This window comes from Photobacterium minamisatsumaniensis (genome assembly GCF_050336695.1).
Lineage (GTDB): Bacteria > Pseudomonadota > Gammaproteobacteria > Enterobacterales > Vibrionaceae > Photobacterium > Photobacterium minamisatsumaniensis.
In genome coordinates, this window is the sequence record NZ_JAKJSI010000033.1 from 56,890 (window position 1) to 77,016 (window position 20,127).

At 42.8% G+C, this 20,127-nt stretch carries 16 protein-coding genes; 9 read left to right on the top strand and 7 right to left on the bottom strand.

The window, feature by feature from the left end:
* Positions 1-26: 26 nt before the first annotated feature.
* Entirely contained in the window at positions 27-407 is a 381-nt protein-coding gene (gene gcvH / locus L4D78_RS18065; protein ID WP_428459355.1) for a glycine cleavage system protein GcvH, read from the bottom strand.
* A gap of 96 nt (positions 408-503) precedes the next feature.
* Positions 504-1,799 (bottom strand): serine hydroxymethyltransferase, encoded by a 1,296-nt coding sequence (locus L4D78_RS18070; RefSeq protein WP_428459356.1) that lies wholly within the window; start codon positions 1,797-1,799, stop codon positions 504-506.
* Positions 1,800-2,376: 577 nt separating this feature from the next.
* Between L4D78_RS18070 and L4D78_RS18075 the strand changes: the two genes are divergently transcribed.
* The 3 genes from L4D78_RS18075 (at position 2,377) to L4D78_RS18085 (ending at position 4,881) form a co-directional block, all read left to right on the top strand.
* Positions 2,377-3,012: a helix-turn-helix domain-containing protein gene (locus tag L4D78_RS18075; protein WP_428468229.1), complete on the top strand. Its 636-nt coding sequence runs from the start codon at positions 2,377-2,379 to the stop codon at positions 3,010-3,012.
* Between the two features lie 331 nt (positions 3,013-3,343).
* The gene (gene gcvT, locus L4D78_RS18080) at positions 3,344-4,462 is read left to right on the top strand and encodes a glycine cleavage system aminomethyltransferase GcvT (protein ID WP_428468230.1); all 1,119 of its coding nucleotides are present in this window, start codon (positions 3,344-3,346) and stop codon (positions 4,460-4,462) included.
* A 125-nt stretch (positions 4,463-4,587) separates the two neighbouring features.
* Positions 4,588-4,881, top strand: a complete 294-nt coding sequence (locus L4D78_RS18085) for a hypothetical protein (RefSeq protein WP_428468231.1) — start codon at positions 4,588-4,590, stop codon at positions 4,879-4,881.
* Here the strand turns inward: L4D78_RS18085 and L4D78_RS18090 are convergent.
* The 3 genes from L4D78_RS18090 to pdsR form a co-directional block, all read right to left on the bottom strand.
* Positions 4,869-5,483 (bottom strand): hypothetical protein, encoded by a 615-nt coding sequence (locus L4D78_RS18090; RefSeq protein ID WP_428468232.1) that lies wholly within the window; start codon positions 5,481-5,483, stop codon positions 4,869-4,871. The two genes, L4D78_RS18085 and L4D78_RS18090, sit on opposite strands and share 13 nt — an antisense overlap.
* Positions 5,484-5,913: 430 nt before the next feature.
* Positions 5,914-8,103 carry a proteobacterial dedicated sortase system histidine kinase gene (pdsS, locus tag L4D78_RS18095; protein WP_428468233.1) on the bottom strand — a complete coding sequence of 730 codons (2,190 nt, stop codon included), beginning with the start codon at positions 8,101-8,103 and terminating at the stop codon, positions 5,914-5,916.
* A gap of 1 nt (position 8,104) precedes the next feature.
* A complete protein-coding gene (pdsR, locus tag L4D78_RS18100) occupies positions 8,105-8,791 on the bottom strand; it encodes a proteobacterial dedicated sortase system response regulator (protein ID WP_428468234.1) in 687 nt (228 codons plus the stop codon).
* A gap of 251 nt (positions 8,792-9,042) precedes the next feature.
* On the opposite strand from pdsR, the gene pdsO reads away from it, so the two are divergent.
* From pdsO to L4D78_RS18115, 3 genes are all read left to right on the top strand, one after another.
* Complete coding sequence (pdsO, locus tag L4D78_RS18105) at positions 9,043-9,798, top strand: sortase-associated OmpA-like protein PdsO (RefSeq protein ID WP_428468235.1); 756 nt, start codon at positions 9,043-9,045, stop codon at positions 9,796-9,798.
* A gap of 18 nt (positions 9,799-9,816) precedes the next feature.
* Positions 9,817-10,047, top strand: coding sequence for a hypothetical protein (locus tag L4D78_RS18110; protein ID WP_428459364.1), 231 nt, complete (start codon positions 9,817-9,819; stop codon positions 10,045-10,047).
* A gap of 195 nt (positions 10,048-10,242) precedes the next feature.
* Positions 10,243-10,692, top strand: coding sequence for a hypothetical protein (locus tag L4D78_RS18115; protein WP_428468236.1), 450 nt, complete (start codon positions 10,243-10,245; stop codon positions 10,690-10,692).
* A 73-nt stretch (positions 10,693-10,765) separates the two neighbouring features.
* Here the strand turns inward: L4D78_RS18115 and L4D78_RS18120 are convergent, their stop codons facing one another.
* Entirely contained in the window at positions 10,766-11,713 is a 948-nt protein-coding gene (locus L4D78_RS18120) for a chemotaxis protein CheV (protein ID WP_428468237.1), read from the bottom strand.
* A gap of 374 nt (positions 11,714-12,087) precedes the next feature.
* On the opposite strand from L4D78_RS18120, the gene fdhF reads away from it, so the two are divergent.
* Entirely contained in the window at positions 12,088-16,266 is a 4,179-nt protein-coding gene (fdhF, locus tag L4D78_RS18125; RefSeq protein ID WP_428468238.1) for a formate dehydrogenase subunit alpha, read from the top strand.
* A 99-nt stretch (positions 16,267-16,365) separates the two neighbouring features.
* Here fdhF and L4D78_RS18130 read toward each other — a convergent pair whose 3' ends face one another.
* A complete protein-coding gene (locus L4D78_RS18130; protein ID WP_428468239.1) occupies positions 16,366-16,845 on the bottom strand; it encodes a hypothetical protein in 480 nt (159 codons plus the stop codon).
* A 241-nt stretch (positions 16,846-17,086) separates the two neighbouring features.
* Here L4D78_RS18130 and L4D78_RS18135 point away from each other — a divergent pair, with 241 nt between their 5' ends.
* Both L4D78_RS18135 and L4D78_RS18140 read left to right on the top strand, forming a co-directional pair.
* Positions 17,087-19,180, top strand: a complete 2,094-nt coding sequence (locus L4D78_RS18135; RefSeq protein WP_428468240.1) for a TonB-dependent siderophore receptor — start codon at positions 17,087-17,089, stop codon at positions 19,178-19,180.
* A gap of 185 nt (positions 19,181-19,365) precedes the next feature.
* The gene (locus L4D78_RS18140) at positions 19,366-20,127 is read left to right on the top strand and encodes a DUF3450 domain-containing protein (protein ID WP_428468241.1); all 762 of its coding nucleotides are present in this window, start codon (positions 19,366-19,368) and stop codon (positions 20,125-20,127) included.

Consider the following 20,127-nt stretch of genomic DNA (forward strand, 5'->3'; position numbering starts at 1 on the left):
CTGTGAACAAAAAAGCCGTTAAGTCATTAATCTTCTTCGATGGTCGCTAGGTATTTTTCACCTTCGATTAGCTTGCTAAGCTCTTCAACATCTTCGATTTTGATCTTAGCAATCCAGCCACCTTCATACGGTTCTTCGTTTACTAACTCAGGGCTGTCTTCTAGCTCTTCGTTAATTTCAACGATTTCGCCTGTTACTGGTGCATAAATATCAGAAGCAGCTTTAACTGATTCAACAAGTGAGAAAGACTCACCAGCTTCAGTAGTGTCGCCCACTTCTGGTAGGTCTACAAATACAACATCGCCTAGAAGACTTTGAGCGTGGTTTGAGATACCCATTGTGATAGTACCGTCACCATTGTCACGTACCCACTCGTGGCTTTCAGCGAACTTCAGTGTATTTTCCATGTAAAACTCCTTACGCAATTTTTTCCGCAGATATTGATTATTTTTCTAGGTTAGGAGAGCCTAACCTAGCATTTCAAATTTATTTTTTCTTTTATGTTATTGGTATAAAGGGAAGCGGCCACACAGTTTTTGTACCTGCTGCTTCACTTTCTGCTCAATAGCACTGTTATCTTCAGGATTTGCAGCTAGCCCATCAAGGACATCGCCAATCCATTCACCAATTTGTTTGAATTCGTCGTTGCCGAAACCACGGCTAGTGCCTGCTGGTGTACCTAAACGAATACCTGACGTTACCATTGGTTTTTCAGGATCGAAAGGAATACCATTTTTATTACAAGTAATGCCTGCTCTTTCAAGAGCTTCTTCAACTTGATTGCCTTTTAGTCCTTTCGGGCGTAGGTCAACCAACATCAGATGAGTATCTGTACCATTGGTAACTATATCGCACCCGCGAGCTTGAAGGACTTCAGCGAGCACTTTCGCGTTACTGATCACATTCTTGATATAAAGCTTGAATTCAGGCTCTAAGGCTTCACCAAGCGCAACTGCTTTACCCGCGATAACATGCATCAAAGGACCGCCCTGAAGGCCAGGGAAAACAGCTGAATTAATTTTCTTATTAATGTCTTCATGATTGGTAAGAATCATGCCACCACGTGGGCCACGCAGTGTCTTGTGCGTCGTTGTTGTAACGACGTGGGCATGCGGTAGTGGGCTTGGGTGTTCACCTGCCGCGATAAGGCCCGCGATGTGAGCCATATCAACCATTAGGTAAGCACCTACCTCGTCCGCTATCGCACGGAATTTTGCAAAATCGATTTGGCGTGGAATAGCCGAACCGCCAGCAATGATCATTTTAGGCTTACTTTCGATTGCCAGTTCACGCACAGCATCGTAGTTAATTTCACAAGTATCTTTTTCAACACCGTATTGAACAGCATCAAACCATTTGCCTGATAGTGCAGGGCGCGCACCGTGTGTAAGGTGACCACCTGCATCAAGCGACATACCAAGAATTGTATCGCCAGGCTGAAGTAGGGCGAGCATTACCGCGCCATTGGCTTGAGCACCAGAGTGAGGCTGAACATTCACATATTCACATTGGAAAAGTTGTTTGGCACGGGCAATAGCAATTCGTTCAACTTCATCGACATGTTCACAGCCGCCATAGTAACGACGACCCGCATAGCCTTCAGCATATTTGTTAGTCAGGCAAGTACCTTGCGCTTGCATAACGGCCTTTGACACTATGTTCTCAGATGCGATTAACTCAATCTGCTGGTTCTGGCGGTTTAGCTCAGCGGTAATACCTGCGTTCACTGCGCCGTCTATCTCTGCAAGATTTGTTGAGAAAAAGACATCTAAATCATGGTTTTGGTATGAAGCTTTCATTTCACGTTATCCTCAAATCGCGCTCTTGAAGGACTGTCCTTTTTACCGAGCTATTGCGTGTTAAGTTGTTATGGATAATGCCGTTCGCTTATTGTTTTTTTATTGGTGAAATGGAGTGAGTGCTCCAATTCAACCCTAACAAGTGCGTAACATACCCTTCTATAGATAGCCGATCAAACAAAAATTTCCAATAGTGGAATGTCATACACTTTAATGGTCTTAATGTTACGCAAACGTTTGCCTTTTGTCATCTAAATTTCTATCATATGGCCAATTAAGTCAAGAAATGTGGGTTATTTTAGCTTGTTGATGACGGGTTAAATTTGTTGCTAATCCCTTTGCTGCCATGGGTTGAAGGGGAATTCGATGTTCATTTTTTCCAGCGAGAAAACTACGTGCTTCAGTGAAAAGAGATGGCGTGATGTTTTTGGATATTAGCTCAAATAATCGCAAGTTTCCTTTTGGAAACTTTGTTTCAATTATGCTGCCTATGTCATACTTTTTTATCGCGATAACTTTTAAGTTTCCGTGTCACTATGCCAAAATGAAGACACAGCAGTAACCAAGGATGGATGACATGAGCAACGATCAACCCGTTGATATTTACCCTTCAATGAATGTGGTAAAAGAGCAAGAAGCCGATAAGTCAGAAAAAATAAAACCATTGCAGTTGGGTAAGCGATTAAAAGAAATTCGTACCGCTCATGGGCTGACATTGGAAGAGGCGAGTAAGCGAACGGGCCTTGCACGCTCGACTTTGTCAAAAATCGAGAATGAGCAGATTTCACCAACTTTTCAGGCGATGCAGAAGTTGGCTGGTGGGTTAGGTGTTGATATTCCACAGCTTTTTGCGCCGCCAAAGCAAATTAAAGCAACAGGGCGACGGGATATTACTCGTAGAGAGGAAGGAAAGCCTCATCCTACGACGACTTATGAGCATGAATTATTAGCGGTTCAGTTAACGAATAAAAAAATGATGCCGTTTAAATCCCGAATTCGAGCCCGAACATTTGAAGATTACTCAGATTGGATTCGCCATGATGGAGAAGAGTTTCTACTGGTACTCGAAGGAGAGATAACGTTTTTCTCTGAATTCTATGAACCCGTGAATCTAAGCGATGGCGACTCTGTTTATTATGATGCAGGCATGGGTCACATGTTAGTGTCGGTGAGTACAGAGGATGCACACATTTTATGGGTGACGTCGTCTTAATGACTTTTCCATTATATTGATTGATTTATCACTTAGTTTTTTGCCATGGATTTAGCGTTGCGCTCATTACCCTAACGCTTCTGGTGAATGTTAAATTAGAGGTGGGGTTTAACAATTACTATCAAGCAAAATTGCTTAGGTTGTCGGGGGGTGATGAATGCGTAACCAACTGGCCTATGCATTGAAAAGATTTGTTTTAACATTAATTCTGTGATGTAGCACGGTACGAATATCAATAAACTTTGTTTATTATAGGAAACTGTGCTTAACATGATTGTAACAGCTGATATGGAATATCGCCGCATGCTGGCGGTGTATGGAGTATAAACGTATGTCTCAAGATCTACTGGTAACACCTCTACACGCACTACACGTCGAAATGGGCGCTAAAATGGTTCCCTTTGCTGGCTATGACATGCCAGTTCAGTATGCGTTAGGTGTACGTAAAGAACACATTCATTGTCGTGAGGCGGCAGGGTTGTTCGATGTGTCTCATATGGGCCAGCTTCGCTTGCATGGTGAAAATGCAGCGAAGGCGATTGAAGCGCTTGTACCTGTTGATATTATTGACTTGCCTGCGGGTAAGCAGCGCTATGCATTCTTCACAAATGAACAGGGCGGTATTCTTGATGACCTAATGGTGACCAACTTTGGCGATCACCTATTTGTTGTCGTTAACGCTGCTTGTAAAGATCAAGACATTGCCCACATTCAAGCACACTTACCTGCTGATGTGACGATGGAAATCATTGAAGATCGTGCTTTACTTGCGTTACAAGGACCAAAAGCGGCTGCAGTATTAGCGCGCCTTAACCCTGCAGTAGCTGATATGGTATTTATGGATGCAGTATCCCTTGAGCTAGTCGGTGCTGAGTGTTTGGTGAGCCGCTCTGGCTACACAGGTGAAGATGGCTACGAAATTTCTGTACCAGCGAATAAAGCTGATGAATTAGCTCGTGCATTACTCGGTGAAGAAGAAGTTGAGTGGATTGGCCTTGGTGCACGTGACTCACTGCGCCTTGAATGTGGCCTTTGCCTGTATGGCCACGATCTTGATACAACGACAACGCCTGTAGAAGCGAGCCTACTTTGGGGTATTAGTAAGCCACGTCGTGCTGACGGTGAGCGTGCTGGTGGTTTCCCAGGGGCAGACATCATTCTAGAGCAGATTAAAACCAAAGACGTTGTACGTAAGCGTATTGGCTTGCTTGGACAATCTAAAGCGCCTGTTCGCGAAGGCAGCAAGTTGTTTGATGCCGATGATAACGAAGTGGGTATCGTAACAAGTGGTACATTTGGCCCAACTAAGGGTGCGCCAGTTGCAATGGCATATGTGAAGACAGATCTAGCAGTGATTGGAACTGAGATTTTCGCTGAAGTACGTGGTAAGAAATTGCCAATGACGGTAGAGAAAATGCCGTTTGTACCGCAGAATTATTTCCGTGGCTAGTTCATAAACGCAAGTAATCCCTTAGACAAGAGAAGCACTAGTGCTTCTCTTGTCTCATTTCTATGCTGGCACTTTAGTCATAAATCATCTTTGCTTAATACAATGCTGTTGAGTGTGGAGTGATTATGAGTGTTTACCGCAACCTATTACGTACGTGTATTTTGCTTATCACGGTTTTTTTTGCATCCGTAGCCCTACAGCTTGCAAGTGCGGAGGCATTGCTTATGCCACATGATGATTATATTGAACGTTGTATGAATACTTATGGCCATGATCAGGTAACTATGCATGTTTGCGAATCACAATATCAAGCGATAGAGAAAAAAGAACAAGACTTAATGGCGCAAACGGAATCCTTAAAACAAGGTGTCTGGAAGAGTGATTTATCAGATGAGCAAGAGGTCGATCAAAATGAGTAGCCGGTATACGTTAGTATTAACGGTTGTTTTTGATTCAATACTTCTTCAACGAGCACGTTAAATACATCACACGGCTGTGCGTATTGAGATGTTATTTTTGGTGTACCTGATAATTGGATTAATGTTTGCAAGGCATATTTTTTTGCTCGGTGCCGTTGTTGGTTATTAAAATAAATACCAATAGATGCAGGTAATGAAGGCTCTATGTTAGAGAGTTGCTGATAACACTGTGATATCGCGGTATTGCTATTAAGGATTTCGTGAATTTCATAAGACTCTAACTGAGCAGCTTTATTTGAATCTAGATTTAATAACTGTGACCACTTTATTGCTGCTAATACCCCCATAGCGACAAACTCAGGTCGCGTATAACGGCAAAGTAATGCTCTTTCAAAGTCATCTCTAATTGTATTTTGATTTAGATCATCCCCCTTTAACGTATTAGCATTCTCACTTGAACCGACAGGTAGCTGAATGGTACTAACACTGAACTTTGCGAGTACATTTAGTGCACTGTATTGATTTAGTGGCAGTTTTGTATTATCAGCTGCTTGGCTGTGAAATGGAAAGAAAAGCAAAGCTAGATATATAAAACATCTCATGTGCTAAATGTTCCTGAATGAAAGCTGTCAGTAAAGGTTATATATCGGGGGCTCTACTTGTTTAAAGCAAATGGAGGTGTTGTATAAATCGAAGTTGGTCGCATAAAAAATTATATTTTTCATGCTTATAGGCGTTATTTGTATAGTACGTCGAATAGCGTTGTTGAGCTTGGCTAACCTTAAAAACTGTTCAGGTTAGATTTAGGCAAAAAGAGTAATATCAATAGGGTTAAATTACGTAGGGTATTTTTCGTACTTTACGGATCATTGTTTTTTCTGACCACAAGTAGGTTCTATGCGAGAAATGCTTTTTGAAGTAGTGTTAGTCGTTGTTGCCATTGCTGCTGCAATTGGTTTGTTTACAGCAGCAGTAATGGCGTAAAACTGTATAGCACCTGAAAGTGCTTTTATTAAACAACATACAGCATAATTACTTTTCTGCTTTTACCTCAAGTATAGGTAAGATAATCACAACCTCGACACCTTGCTTATCTTTTCTATTCTGCAGCTTGATAATCCCATAATGAAACTCTGTAATCAGCCTCGCAATAAATAAGCCTAGCCCTAAATGGGGTTTGTTTTGCTTATGTTGACTCCGCACTGAAACCATCGAATTAAGTAACTGATCAGCCATATCTTCGGGCAACAATGGCCCAATGTTACTAACAGTTAATTGAACTTGGTCTTCAAAACGCTTTAATGAAACAGAAATAGGCGTATCAAGTAAACTAAAATCAACGGCGTTGGCGACTAACTTATCCAGTAGTTGTGCAAGATAATCGGGCGCACCTTCAATCATGATCTCTTCGTTAGCATCGACAATAAATAGTTGTTCTGCGTAAGCCATTTGATAGCCTTGCAGACAGCCATTAACCAGTTCATTAAGTGGGAATATTTCTTTTTCGGCACCCTGTAGACTTTGCTCAATACGTGTAGCTTCTGTCATGCTTGATAAAATAGTACTCAGCCGATGAACACCTTCTTGAGCACGGTCGATATAACGTTGTGAGTCTTCATCTTGTGGTTGCATCGCTAGGTTTTCAATCGAAGAGCGTACTACGGCGACAGGCGTGCGTAGTTCATGAGATAACCGTGATGATAGGTTCTCTAGGTAATGGTTGTAGTGTCCAAGCCTGCCGACCATTGCCGATATGCTGCGGCTAAGATCACCAATTTCATCAGTGTCATTCGAAGGGACTATTGCTTGTTGAATCCGCCCCTGACTATCAATCGCGCGTTCGGCTTCATCACGCAGGCAGCGAATTCTGCCTGAAATTTTTGAGGCGAACAGGAAAAGAGTTAGGGTGCCTATAACAATAATAGCGATAATTACGTTGAGTAATTTTTCTAGCGCACGGTTTCGAAGTGTTTGAATGCCGATGGTCGATTCTTCTGCAATAACAGCTCCCATTACGTTGTCACCGAGCCAAATGGGGTAGGCTGCGGCTAAGATCATCGCTTTACCATCATCTGATTGACGCCAATATGAATATCCACGACCTTGTAATGCTTGCGATACGTGTACCCCTTTTACTTGAGCGGCATCTTTCAAAGCATCTTTAAATTCTTCTGGCTTGCGAATGAGGAAGCGGTAGTAAAGTGGGTGTAATATTTTTTCTTCGAGAGTCGATAACCATGATGAAGTGTCACTATTATATTTAACTGACGATGACCAAACACCGTTTGAATCTTGTATATCGCCGGTTTGTGCCAGTATTCGCTGGTGGCGGTCTATGACCCAAATTCGTGAACTGGTGTGCCCCATTCCTTTTACTATTTTTTCGATTTCGGGAGACGGTACAAGCACCGATCCTAAGCGGTTGAGGTGATTGGTATTTGATGTTCCGATAATGGTGTCAATATCACGATTGCGATCGTTGTTTACATCATAAAACGCAAACCCAAGCTTATTACCGAGCATACTTAATGGAATACGGAGTTCAATGTTGTAGCCTTTGTCGGTACTGCGCCAAAAGCCTTGAATTTGGTTTTCGAGTACGAGTGACGAAGGGTCACTTATCGCTCCATTAATATTAAAGGCATTTATCCAGCCATCCTCATAGGCTGAGATGACGTAACGGTGGAATTCCCCGCTAGGTGATGTCATCGCAATAATAAGGTGGTCATTTCTATCTACGCGTAATGACCCCTTACGTCGCATGATCGGGCGGGGATCTGTAACCTCGAAGGCGGCATACAGGTAGCCGTCGTATTTCCCTACTAGATGGCGAAAACTAATACTGTTTTTGTTATATGGTCGTCGACTAAATTGCACGTAATCTCGGCCGTAATTTACGAGTTTATCATCGTAATCAGCCCAGTCAGTAAGTTGGCCATCCAGCTTTATTGGACTCGAAAGGTCATAAGCATAAAGATCCCGCCCTTTTTTGACTGACTGTAAAAAGCTAGCTTGATCATTAAAAAGCTTCGGGCGTTCATTTAGTGCCGTTGCAACGGCACGAGTCGTACCAATGAGCGTCTGCTCTTGCCCTTGGCGTAACAGTTTCTCCATTTCAAGCACATAGTTATAACCTAGCCACGGTAAGGTTAATAATAGGCTCGCGATAAGGATAAATTTAAGCCTTAACCCAAAGGCAAACCGTGGCAGTCTTATTTTCATTTTACGCACCCCACCGGTAACCCATGCCGTACACCGTATTTATGCAGTCAAAGTTGTTATCGAACTGTATGAATTTTTTTCGAATACGTTTTACGTGTGAGGTAATAGTACTGTCATCGACAACAACTTGAGCCTCATCCATTAAATCATGGCGACTTTTAACGTGCCCTGGACGCTTAGCAAGGGCATAAACCATCCAAAACTCAGTCACCGTTAATTCGACCAGATGGTTGTTCCAGAATATTTGCATTTTATTTTTGTCGATGGTTAATGAACCCCGCGTCATAAGCGTGTCTTGATCCGACGGTGTCGACATTAAATCACTGCGACGAAACAGTGCCGCAATACGTGCCATTAAATGAGGCAAGCTGACATCTTTGGTGAGGTAATCGTCAGCGCCCATTCGTAGGCCACACACCGTATCGAAGTCGCTGTCACGCGCTGTCAGGAAAATGATTGGAATGGTAGGTGAAAGTGCACGTAATGATTGGCACAAAGCAAATCCGCCATCTATTTCATCTTGTAAGCCAATATCAATGATTGCTAAATCTGGCAGTTGTTGTTCAAACGCAGCTTGGGCGTCTGGTCGATTGTCATAGCCCTGAACGTGGTATCCATGCTTTTTGAGCACGTCCATATAGTTTTCTCGAATTGCGGCTTCATCTTCAACAATGACAATATTTTTCATGGTGCCTCTGTAAGAGCAGGGTGGTGGTCTTAGCTAGAAATTTAGTTTGCGGGAAATCCCGTCTTTATTGTGGTGACTATACAATAATTTAGCGGTTAAAAAAGACGAGAAAAGCAAATAAGAGTAATTGCCATTTTTTTGCCACAATTGATCACCACATTGCCCTTTTTTATCCCCAACTTCGCCATTTGGAATTGGTTTAATGACCTTATCGAAACAAAACAACATCAAAATACGATGAGGATTACAAAATGAAAAAGCAGCTAATTTCAACCATTATTGCAGGTTCACTGATCGCTTCTGTTATTTCGCCTGTGGCGATGGCAACCAGTGATAGTTCTGAAGATAACTATAAAGTTGGGGAGCAGGAACAGTTAATTGGTTTAGGGTCTGGCGCTGCATTTGGTGCAATTGTTGGCGGCCCAATTGGTGCTGTTGTTGGTGGTATGATTGGCGGCATTGTAGGTACCGCTGTTGGTCAAGATGGCTACATTAAATCTCAAGATGAAGAGTTATTAGAGATTACCTCACGTAATAATGAGCTTGAGCGTATTAGCCAACGATATAATCAAGCGCAAATCGATATCGCACGACTAGAACAAGAAAAGAACGATTTACTTAACATTGAACAACGAGAAATCGATCTTGCGCTAGAGATGAATGTTCACTTCCGCACAGGCTCTGATGTGATAGAGCCATTATTTCAGATACAGCTTGATGAATTAGCCGAAGTAATGAAGCAGGCTCCAGATATGAAATGGGAACTGTCTGGTTATGCTGACCAGCGTGGTGATAGTGCCAAGAACTTCGACTTATCAGAGCGTCGTGTTGAAGCAGTTCGGGCTTACCTTGAGCAACATGGTGTAAACGGAAATCAAATCTTTGCATCTGCTTATGGTGATTTGGAACCACTGAAGTCAGAGCAAAACTTTGAAAGTGACTTCTTTGACCGCCGTGTCACGTTACGTAGTGGTACAAGCCAAGTCAGTACAGCACATGCCCACTAAAAGGAGAGAAGCTGTTGTATGAAAAATCAAGATAATCACAATACAGCAATGGGAGCACCTTGGGTGCTTCCGCTTCTAATCACCCTGTTGTTAACAATGCAGTTATCAGTGAAAGCGGACGATATAGAAGCCCAAAGAGTGACCATACCTGATGGCCAAATTGTATACGCTTGGGAGGGAGATGATACGGTCGACTATGAGCAACATATTCCTCATATTGCCGATAAACAGCGCAATGTTAAGGAGTAGAGCATGTTTATTGATGAACGTTTTTGGCTTAAGGTACTGATAAAATTGACCATTGTTCACCTTAGTGTTGTTTATTGTTAAGTAGTATACCTGAGTGGAGTAATCGGAGATCTCATTAATTACCTGCGCAATGATTGCTATTGCAACTATTGTGGTGTAAATTTAGATTACTCTTGATGACGTAACAGGTATAACATGAAAAACGCATTGGTTTATATACATCGCTCTGCAGCTATGACAGCTTTCATTATGATTTTAGTGTTCTTTACAAGCACGGTACTTGTTGAGCTCTTTGGTAATCAAAGTCAAATCGTTGCCGTTAAAACATATATTGCCTATGCAATCTGGGTCTTGATTCCTGTGATGGCGATAACTGGTATTACTGGGGCTAAAATGGCACCTAAGGTAAGCGCTGGTTTGATCGGGCGTAAGAAAAAGCGTATGCCTTTTATTGCAGCAAACGGATTGATGGTTTTAGTACCCGCGGCATTGTATTTAAAGCACCTTGCCACAGAAGGCCAGTTTGATAATGCTTTTTATACCATTCAGTTGATTGAACTTATTGCGGGGTTTACTAACTTAACGTTGATGTCGTTAAATATACGTGATGGATTAAGAGTAAGTGCTAAAAAACGACAAGGATAAATTATTGAATATTCAATAGCCCGTTGTACTTTGAATGAAAGGAGCAACGGGCACGATAGAGCGTATTGGTGAATTAGACAGACTGCAAAACCGAGCGCAACCTATCTTGAACAACTTCGACTAGCAAGTCGGGTTGGAATTTAGAAATAAAGCGGTCACAACCTACTTTTTTAACCATGGCTTCATTGAAACTGCCGCTTAACGATGTATTAAGTGCAATATGAAGGTCACTCATACGGGGGTCGTTACGGATTTCATGGGTGAGCTTATAACCGTCCATCTCTGGCATTTCTGCATCGGTAAACATCATCAGAATCTCATCATTGATGGTCTTGCCTTGATCACACCAGCTCTTTAGTAAGTTAAGGGCTTTCAAGCCATCACTGGCTTCAATAACGTCAAGACCAAGCTGCGAAAGTGTATCTCTTATTTGGGCTCTTGCCGTTGAGGAGTCATCAACAATTAGCACTTTCCGACCAGTAAAATGGTTAACAATCGCATTATCAAGTACGTCTTCAGATATCTGGATATCATAATCAATGATTTCCGCGAGTACCTTTTCAACATCAATAATACTGACCATACGATCAATACCATCACGTTTTAGCTTTGTAATTGCTGTGAGATAATTTTCTTTGCCGACATGCTTCGGGGGAGGCTGAATATCTCGCCACGTCAAGTTAACGATATTCATTACTTGCCCAACCAAGAAAGCTTGAACAGAACGATTGTACTCAGTAATGATGATATTACATTCGGTATCTTTCTCGACATTGCGCATGCCGATTGATTGGCGCAAATCAATAACAGGGATCGATGCACCACGAATGTTGGCTACACCAGAAATATTTGGGTGAGAACCAGGCAAAACATTGAGTTTTGGCAGCTTTACAACCTCTTTTACTTTAAACACATTAATCGCAAACAACTGTGCAGAATGAAGCTGGAAGATTAACAGTTCTAATCGGTTTTCACCGACTAATTGAGTGCGTTGGTCGACGGAGTCTAAAATTGTGGCCATAGTGTGCTCAAGCGTGGGGAATTATTAGATTTATCATTAGATTATACGGTGATAGTAAAGGTAAAGCCACGCGTAATAAAGAAGATTTTACGAGTGTTTAATCCCTAAAAAGTTGAGTATAAGCTCTTAGTTTTCGTAGGGAAATAACCACCTAAAGTGTTTCAAATCAAGGAATTTTATACTGCTGCTGTTAGCCTGATCGGATAACTAAAAAAGATGATCGACTAATCCCTAACAGAGATCAGGCTCTGTTTGGTTATCATCATGAATACTGTAGCGATAGTGCGCTTGTAAGTGCACTCAGAAAAGAGCTGTTTTAAAACAGTCTGATTAATCATCGTCGGTTACAGTACCAGCAACAGAATGAGGCAAATATGATTAATATCAAAATCGATGGAAAGATCATCGCTGTTGATGGTCAGCAGTCAATACTTGATATCGCGGACTCGCACCAAATTGAAATTCCTTCACTGTGTGGCCTTAACCGTAATGGTGAAAAAGTACCTTGTGATTTATGTATGGTCGAAATTAATGGAAATGGCATGCAGCGAGCATGTGAAACGTTCCCTCAATCAGACATGGAAGTTACAACGCAAAGTGAAGCACTATCTGCAACTCGTCGCCAATCGCTCAACCGTATAATGTCTGACCATTATGCCGATTGTGAAGCGCCATGCCAGACAGCATGTCCAGCAGGTGTTGATATTCAGTCGTATCTCTATCACATATCCCAAAACGATCATCAAAAAGCGGTTGAAGTGATTAAGCGCACTTTACCGATGCCGTTATCGATTGGTCGAGTGTGTCCAGCGTTCTGTGAAACCGAGTGTCGTCGCGGCATCGTTGACGAGCCAATTGCTATACGTCAATTGAAGCGTCATGCCGCTGATATTGATTTAGAAGCTCAAGAGCAATACGTACCAGAACGTAAAGCTGATAAAGGAAAATCTGTTGCCGTTATCGGTAGTGGTCCTGGCGGGTTAAGTTGTGGCTATTACTTAAGTAATGAGGGTTACACCGTAACTGTTTTGGAGTCAATGCCACAAGCTGGTGGTTGGTTACGTTACGGTATTCCTGAATATCGTTTACCAAAAGCGATTCTAGATAAAGAAATCGAATTGATTTGCCGTAATGGTATGGAAGTTCAAACGAACACCGTATTGGGCAAAGACGTCATGCTTTCAGATGTGATGACTCAGTACGATGCCGTGTGTTTGGCAGTAGGGGCATCTCAAGCCGTTGAAATGAATTATACAGGTAGTGATCTTGATGGTTGTTACTTAGGTGTCGATTATCTGAAAGATTATGTCACCACAAAGAATTACACGACAGGTAAAAAAGTAGCGGTTATTGGTGGTGGTAACACCGCGATTGACTGTGCACGTACAGCAGTACGCGATGGCGCGGATACCACGCTTATTTACCGTCGTACCCGTGATGAAATGCCTGCTGAAGACTATGAGATTGTTGAAGCAGAGCATGAAGGTGTTAAGTTCCATTTCTTGACAAACCCTGTTGAAAATATGGCTGATGAAAATGGTCGTGTAACAGAGGTGAAGCTTGAGATAATGGCTCTGGGTGAGCCTGACTCATCAGGCCGCCGTCGCCCGCAAGCAACAGGTGAATACTTTACAGAACATTTTGATACTGTGGTTTCAGCTGTATCGCAAAAGCCTGATTTGTCGTTCCTTGACAATGATACTGTTGAGCTACCAGTGACTCGTTGGTTAACACTGGAGTCGGACGCTAACACCATGCACGCAGGGGTAGAAAACCTGTTCAGTATCGGTGATTTCCGTCGTGGTCCTGCAACCGCAATTGAAGCCGTTGCCGATGGTCGTGTTGCCGCTGAGGCAATTGATCGCTTCTTTAATGGTGATATGGAGCATATCCCGGTTAAGCCATTTAATTCGCAAAAAGCCGCGAAAGTAAAAGAGGTCGATCCGAAGCAGTTTGCGGGGATTCAAAAAGCGATGCGCTCAATCATGCCTGAGCTAACAGCAGAACAGCGTGAACTGAGCTTTGATGAAGTTGAAACTGGCTTCATCAATGAAGAAGCGATGCGTGAAGCTGCACGTTGTCTCGAGTGTGGTTGCCAAGCGAATACCGATTGTAAATTGCGTGACTACTCCACAGAATACAAGGTCGATAAAGACGAACTGGATATGTCTAGTTGTCAGAAATTTGCCGTAGATGATAGCTCTGAATTTATTGTCTTTGATGCTAACCGCTGTATTAGCTGTGGTCAGTGTGTCGAGACTTGTAATGAAAAAGCCGTACATGGCGTACTAAGCTTCATGAAAAACGAAGATGGTACCAGTGCGAAGCGCCCAGAATGCCGTCCAGGTTTTGAGGGTGGCTATGATATGGGCGACTCTAACTGTGTGCAATGTGGTGCGTGTGTGCAGGTGTGTCCTACGGGCGCTTTGAGTGATGCGCGTGATAAATCTCAAGGCCGTATCGAGATGCTTAAGCCAGTAGACACCATTTGTACCTACTGTGGTGTCGGCTGTAAGGTCACCATGTTTGTGGATGAAAGCCGTAATCAGATCCGTTATGTGCAGGGTGCAAAGGATTCGCCAGTAAACCAAGGCATGTTGTGTGTGAAGGGTCGATTCGGTTTCGACTTTATTCAGAGCCAAGAGCGTCTTGAACATCCACTTATTCGCAAAAATGGCAAGTTAGAACCCGCAAGTTGGGATGAAGCTATCTCGTTAGTGGCTAGCAAGTTTACTGACATTAAAGCTGAATTTGGTGGCAATGCATTAGCTGGCTTCTCATCTGCAAAAACCACTAATGAAGATAACTACGCTTTCCAGAAGCTTATCCGTCGTGAACTAGGGACGAATAATGTCGATCACTGTGCACGCTTGTGTCACTCAACCACAGTAACAGGGCTTGAAGCGTCGCTGGGTAGTGGGGCGATGACCAATGATATTCCAAGTATCGCGCATTCTGATGTGATCTTTATTATTGGCTCTGATACAACAGCGGCTCACCCAATTATTGCATCGCACATTAAGCAAGCGATCCGAAACAATGGTGCCAGACTCGTCGTTGCCGACCCTAAGCGAGTTGATATTGCTGACCATGCTCAATTGTATGTCGCTCACCGTCCGGGTACGGATGTGATGTTGCTTAACGGGATTATGCAGCAAATCATTAAAAACGGTTGGCAGGATGAGGCATATATAGCCGATCGTGTTAATGGTTTTGATGAGTTAAAAGCTGAGGTAATGAGTGAAGCATACTCACCTGAAAAAATTGAACTCGTTACTGGCGTCAAGCAAGCTGATTTACTAAAAATGGCTAAGTTGATCGGTACTGCTGAACGAACTGCGGTTTACTACTCTATGGGTATTACGCAGCACACGACCGGACACGATAACGTACGCTCCATTGCTAATTTGCAAATGCTATGTGGCAACATTGGTATTGAAGGCGGTGGTATTAACCCACTTCGTGGTCAGTCAAATGTACAAGGTGCCTGTGATATGGGTGCGTTGCCATGGGATTTACCTGGTTACCAAAAGGTTTACAACAAAGAAGCGCATGCAAAATTCGCCAAAGCATGGAATCGACCAGATCTGCCTGCAGAAGCGGGCTTAACATTAACTGAGATTGTTGATGCTGCATGTAAAAAGCAAGTGCGCGGTTTGTATGTGATGGGTGAGAACCCAGTCATGAGTGACCCAGATCAGTCACACGTACTTGAAGCGATTGAAACGCTAGATTTCATGGTCGTACAAGATATCTTCATGACAGAAACGGCTCAGTTAGCGGATGTTGTTCTACCTTCTTATTCTTTTGCAGAGAAAATGGGGCATTTTACGAATACGGAACGTCGTGTTCAGCGCCTTTCACCAGCCATTAAAGCTCCGGGTGAAGCAAAAGAAGATTGGGTGATCATTCAGGACATTGCGAATGCGATGGGAAGTGATTGGGTATACCAATCAGTGAAAGATATCACGGAAGAAATCACGCAACTGACACCGCAATATGCTGGTATTACGTGGGATCGTATCGGTCGCGACGGGTTACAGTGGCCTTGCCGTGATGAAGAGCATCCTGGTACTCGTCTAATGCACCAAGAAACGTTCATTCGTGGCAAGGGTGAAATGGCCGCGGTTCCATTCCGTTATGCCGCTGAGTTACCTGATGAAGACTATCCGTTGATCCTAACAACAGGTCGTTTGCTTGAGCAATTCCATACAGGCACGATGACGCGTAAGACTAGGGGGCTGGATAACTTAGCGGGTCCACGCGCGATGATCTCTGTGGTAGATGCAGAACGATTAGGGGTTTCCAACGGAGAAATGCTTCGAGTTTCGACTCGTCGTGGCAGTATCGAAACGCCAGCCTTTGTGACTAAGCGTATGCAGCCGGGCGTTGTATTTGTACCTTTCCACTTTGTGGAATCTGCAGCCAATAAACTGACTGTTACAGCGACTGACCCACACGCCAAAATCCCTGAGTTCAAGGTAGCTGCGGTTAAAGTCGAGAAAGTATTAACAGTGTCTGAGATTGAAGCGGTAGCGACTGCTTCCGTTTAATCAACGTCCTGTTTCGCATAAAAAAACACCCAGCAATGCTGGGTGTTTTCTTTTGTGTTTCCTTTTTCAGTTTCTGTCTTCAAACGTGAAGACAAAAACTTACTTTTTGTTTAGCTTGTCAGTATCAATGACATTCTTGAACTTGTTCGCTTTTTTTAGCAAATAAGCGATATCAGGTGGGAAGTCTTTGTTTGATTTTGCATGTGTCATCATATCAAACACAGTGAATTCCGTTAGAATCGCATATTGGTAAGACGTAAAGTTGCCTTCAACCTGTAAGGTTGGATCATAATACTTATCACCCTTACGGATAATAGCGTGATCAATTACCTTCTCTTCACAGCGGTAACCTAAGACATAGCGTTCACCTCTGCCATAAATTACGTTCATGTAGCTGTTATAAAAACACTCGCCCTCTGCTTTTGTAGAGCTTTCAAGCATTTCATCATCCATCGCTTCGACAGTTACAATGCGCATTTTATCGGCTTTATAATTTAGGTCTGTCAGTTGGCGACGAATGTCATCAAGGTTTACTTCAGTCACTTCAAATGTACCGGATATCAATAAAAACAGTGTCATTATACCTATGAGTGAGAAAAATGGCACGATTTCATAGAGCATGAATGCTCTGACGTAGTATGAAATTAAAAATTTACATAATTTTACGAATGCAAAGAATGTAAATTAACTGCAAATAGTAATGATTATCACTTATATTCCGTTCCGATTATTAAACAGCAGCGTTTTTATGTACTTATCAAGCCTTTAATTACAACTCAAAACCAAAGGCAAGTACGAAATTTTTTTGGAGTAACGGAATATGTTTTCAAAAAGTCAGCTGACTTTACTTATCGGTGCAATTCTTTCTGTACCAATGGCTCAAGCCCAAACCCACAATGAAACAACTGATGTCGATGAGCATATGGTTGTTACGGGTCGAGACTACGGCTATAAGGCCGACACAAATACTTCTGCAATGCGCATCGAAGCCACCCAGTTGGAAACTCCGGGACAGGTTTCCGTTATTGATGAGCAGGTAATCGATGAGCAGCGTGCGAGCACTTTGGGTGAAGTACTTCAGAATGACTCAAGTGTTTCAGCTGGTGGCACAGGTCGTAACCGCGAGACATTTAAACTACGTGGTTTTGACTTAAGCAGTGGCGATAGTTTCCTGCGTGACGGTAAACAGCACTGGTCGCACTACCGTCAACCAATTGAACTGCTAGAGCGTGTTGAAGTATTAAAAGGCCCTGCAGGTCTTCTATACGGTAAATCGGCACCGGGTGGTTTGGTTAATATGGTGGCCAAAAAGCCAACCTATGAAACCCAAGTACATGTAAGCCAAGATATTGGTTCGAACAACGAGTCACGTACTGTTGCTGATGTAAGCGGTTCATTAAATGATGACCAAACACTACGTGCTCGCGCTGTTGTTGCAAAGCATAGCTATGACTCATGGCGCCGTTACACTGATGGCAGCACGCCATCGACTGAACGTTTTGTCGGCGGCTTATTTGTTGATTACGACATTAATGACAAGGTAACTGTTTCTTTCCATTACGACCGTACTAACGATAACGGCAGCGTTGATACTGGCGCTTACATTGTTGACGGTAAGCCAGTATTGGGCGATAAGCATATCTGGGATGCGCAATGGTCTAATATCGAAAACGATGTTGAAAATATCGGTGTTGATGTAAAAGCTGATCTGAATGATACGTGGCGTATCGCTGTTAGTTATAACCACCAAGATTTTGAGCGCCGTGATATTGAGAGCTTCTCTGATCCATCAAGCTATGATCCTGCGACAGGAACATTTAGCTACCGTGGTTATGACCGCTGGGATAACTGGCAGTTTGATACAGCTAATGTTGATTTCGTCGGTGAATTTGATGCGCTAGGTGTTTCTCACCAGATGTTGGTTGGTGCTAACTGGTTAGGGTATTACTACAAGAGCCAAAGCCAGTCGATTAAAGGTCAAGTCGGTACAGTAGGTGAGCCGTTAGATAAACCTGAAGATCTTCATTACACCAATGGCGATGTGAAAGACCCTTCAGAGTATGACCACTATGGTCTGTATATCCAAGATATGGTTACGCTAAATGACCAATGGCAAGTATTAGCTGGTGTACGTTTCGATAAATCTGAAACCTCGGTAGATACTTACAACAATGTGTTACCAAAAGCGGCAGTGATTTTCCATCCTGCAGAAAACGGTTCAATCTACGCAACATACTCTGAAAGCTTTGAACCAAAAGATCCTGTTGATAACGACATGGATATGAATAACGGTAAAGAGCTTGATCCTGTAAAAGGTAAACTGTACGAGCTAGGTACTAAGTGGGAGTTGCTTGATAGCCAACTGTACTTATCTGGTGCTGTGTTTGATATCACACAGGAAAATATTGTTGTTACTCAAACAATAACGGGCGATCCAGATTTTGATTCACGCACAACTCAAGCAGGTGAGCAAGTGCACCGCGGTGCCGAGTTCGCAGCGTCTGGTTTTGTAACCGACAAGTTCGCACTGAACGCAAGCATGACTTATCTTGATGCTGAAATTAAAGACCCAACGGATTCAAGTATTGATGGTAACCGCCCAGCAGACGTACCTGAGTTTGCCGCTAGTATTTGGTCACGCTACTCAGTAGCAAATAACACTGATGTTAACCTTGGTTTGTTCTATGAAGGTGATCGTTACGGTGACGAGCAAAATACTTATAAGAAAGATGCTTATACTCGCGTCGATGCCGGTATTGCTCACACTATCAAGTATGATCAAAACCTAGATGTTATCATGCGACTTAACGTGAATAACCTGTTTGATACTGACTACCTAGCAGGTGGCAGCCAAACTAAGACCGTTATCGGAGAAGGTCGTAACTATATGGCGACTTTGCAATTACGTTACTAATGATCTGAGTCAAAGGGGAAGTGGATACTTCCCCTTTATTCTTAAAAAAGAATTTAAATGAGATTTGTTTTTATTTACAATATCGCGACTGAAGCCCAGTAAATTCACTGGGTATATTTGTTTCTAGTACCGTTACATTCACTAAGTGAATTGTTTTTAATTATTTGAAAAGTATTGATTACACGATGAACCTAAAAAAATCGAGCCTTGCACTGATGATGTTAAGTCTTGTTTCTGGCGCACATGCCAGTACGTTGGGCGATGCTCGTTCTATTGAGAATTCAATGAACAGCGCCTCAGCAACAAGCCAGAAGAAAATAGATAAAAGCGCGGAAGCACGTCTGTCGATGATGGCAGAAATAGAGCAGCTTCAGGAAGAAGTTAAAAACCTGACTGTTTATCGTGATCACCTTGCTAACTTGGTGGATAACCAAGAGGCAGAGGTTGGAAGCATCAATTCACAAATTGATGGTATTCAAGATACCCGCCAAGGCGTTGTACCCTTGATGTACCAGATGATCGATGGCCTTAAAACGTTAGTGGCAAGTGACAAACCTATTCGCCATGAATTACGTTTAGCGCGTATAGAAAAGCTAGATAAGATGATGGTTCAGGCCGATATCAGTGATGCTGAAAAGTACCGCCGTATTCTAGAAGCTTACCAAATCGAAATGGATTACGGTACCAAGCTGGGCATGTACCAAGGTCAGATAAACCTTGATAGTAACCAGATAGAAGCCGATATGCTTTACCTAGGCCGTATTTCTTTAGTTGCTCGTAGCCTTGATGGTAAGCAGTTCTGGGGCTGGAATGATTCAACATCTAGCTGGCAGTCACTGGATAATAGTTTTGCGAAAGGTATCAATAAAGCCTTTGCGATTGCATCTAAACAAGCAGCACCAAGCCTACTAACCTTACCTGTATCTGTTAACGTGGAGACGAAGTAA